This is a genomic window from Bacillus sp. AFS037270 (assembly GCF_002585305.1).
Genome location: NZ_NUNF01000012.1, coordinates 1 through 2,500 on the forward strand (window position 1 = coordinate 1; position 2,500 = coordinate 2,500).

2 rRNA genes (1 of these 2 cut by a window edge) are annotated in these 2,500 nt (G+C 52.8%); both read left to right on the plus strand.

Annotated elements, in window-relative coordinates:
- Positions 1-1,547: ribosomal RNA gene (locus COD92_RS06075) — 16S ribosomal RNA — on the plus strand.
- Between the two features lie 116 nt (positions 1,548-1,663).
- A 23S ribosomal RNA gene (locus tag COD92_RS06080) occupies positions 1,664-2,500 on the plus strand; its annotated part runs 2,050 nt beyond the window's last position; the annotation flags it as partial.

A 2,500-nucleotide genomic window follows, 5' to 3' on the forward strand; every position in this document is an offset into this window, starting at 1 on the left:
ATGGAGAGTTTGATCCTGGCTCAGGACGAACGCTGGCGGCGTGCCTAATACATGCAAGTCGAGCGAATCAATAGGAGCTTGCTCCTGTTGGTTAGCGGCGGACGGGTGAGTAACACGTGGGCAACCTGCCTGTAAGACTGGGATAACACCGGGAAACCGGTGCTAATACCGGATAATCCTTTTCCTCTCATGAGGAAAAGCTGAAAGTCGGTTTCGGCTGACACTTACAGATGGGCCCGCGGCGCATTAGCTAGTTGGTGAGGTAACGGCTCACCAAGGCGACGATGCGTAGCCGACCTGAGAGGGTGATCGGCCACACTGGGACTGAGACACGGCCCAGACTCCTACGGGAGGCAGCAGTAGGGAATCTTCCACAATGGACGAAAGTCTGATGGAGCAACGCCGCGTGAGCGATGAAGGCCTTCGGGTCGTAAAGCTCTGTTGTTAGGGAAGAACAAGTACCGGAGTAACTGCCGGTACCTTGACGGTACCTAACCAGAAAGCCACGGCTAACTACGTGCCAGCAGCCGCGGTAATACGTAGGTGGCAAGCGTTGTCCGGAATTATTGGGCGTAAAGCGCGCGCAGGCGGTCCTTTAAGTCTGATGTGAAAGCCCACGGCTCAACCGTGGAGGGTCATTGGAAACTGGGGGACTTGAGTGCAGAAGAGGAAAGCGGAATTCCACGTGTAGCGGTGAAATGCGTAGAGATGTGGAGGAACACCAGTGGCGAAGGCGGCTTTCTGGTCTGTAACTGACGCTGAGGCGCGAAAGCGTGGGGAGCAAACAGGATTAGATACCCTGGTAGTCCACGCCGTAAACGATGAGTGCTAAGTGTTAGAGGGTTTCCGCCCTTTAGTGCTGCAGCTAACGCATTAAGCACTCCGCCTGGGGAGTACGGCCGCAAGGCTGAAACTCAAAGGAATTGACGGGGGCCCGCACAAGCGGTGGAGCATGTGGTTTAATTCGAAGCAACGCGAAGAACCTTACCAGGTCTTGACATCCTCTGACACTCCTAGAGATAGGAATTTCCCCTTCGGGGGACAGAGTGACAGGTGGTGCATGGTTGTCGTCAGCTCGTGTCGTGAGATGTTGGGTTAAGTCCCGCAACGAGCGCAACCCTTGATCTTAGTTGCCAGCATTCAGTTGGGCACTCTAAGGTGACTGCCGGTGACAAACCGGAGGAAGGTGGGGATGACGTCAAATCATCATGCCCCTTATGACCTGGGCTACACACGTGCTACAATGGATGGTACAAAGGGCAGCAAAGCCGCGAGGCCTAGCCAATCCCATAAAACCATTCTCAGTTCGGATTGTAGGCTGCAACTCGCCTACATGAAGCCGGAATCGCTAGTAATCGCGGATCAGCATGCCGCGGTGAATACGTTCCCGGGCCTTGTACACACCGCCCGTCACACCACGAGAGTTTGTAACACCCGAAGTCGGTGGGGTAACCGTAAGGAGCCAGCCGCCTAAGGTGGGACAGATGATTGGGGTGAAGTCGTAACAAGGTAGCCGTATCGGAAGGTGCGGCTGGATCACCTCCTTTCTAAGGATANNTCGTTCTTTGAAAACTAGATAATCGTATAGAAGAAACCAAGTAAAAACCGAGTTAAATCGCCATTTTAGTTTTTTCTCTCTATTAATATAGAGTAAAACCTTTTAGGTTAAGTTAGAAAGGGCGCACGGTGAATGCCTTGGCACTAGGAGCCGATGAAGGACGGGACTAACACCGATATGCTTCGGGGAGCTGTAAGTAAGCTTTGATCCGGAGATTTCCGAATGGGGAAACCCACTGCTCGTAATGGAGCAGTATCTTTACCTGAATACATAGGGTATTGATGGCAGACCCGGGGAACTGAAACATCTAAGTACCCGGAGGAAGAGAAAGCAAACGCGATTCCCTAAGTAGCGGCGAGCGAAACGGGATTAGCCCAAACCAAGAGGCTTGCCTCTTGGGGTTGTAGGACACTCAACATGGAGTTACAAAGGAACGGGGTAGATGAAGCGACCTGGAAAGGTCCGTCATAGAAGGTAAAAGCCCTGTAGTCGAAACTTCGTTCCCTCCTGAGTGGATCCTGAGTACGGCCGGACACGTGAAATCCGGTCGGAAGCAGGGAGGACCATCTCCCAAGGCTAAATACTCCCTAGTGACCGATAGTGAACCAGTACCGTGAGGGAAAGGTGAAAAGCACCCCGGAAGGGGAGTGAAATAGTTCCTGAAACCGTGTGCCTACAAGTAGTTAGAGCCCGTTAATGGGTGATAGCGTGCCTTTTGTAGAATGAACCGGCGAGTTACGATTACATGCAAGGTTAAGTTGAAGAGACGGAGCCGCAGCGAAAGCGAGTCTGAATAGGGCGAATTAGTATGTGGTCGTAGACCCGAAACCAGGTGATCTACCCATGTCCAGGGTGAAGTCCAGGTAACACTGGATGGAGGCCCGAACCCACGCACGTTGAAAAGTGCGGGGATGAGGTGTGGGTAGCGGAGAAATTCCAATC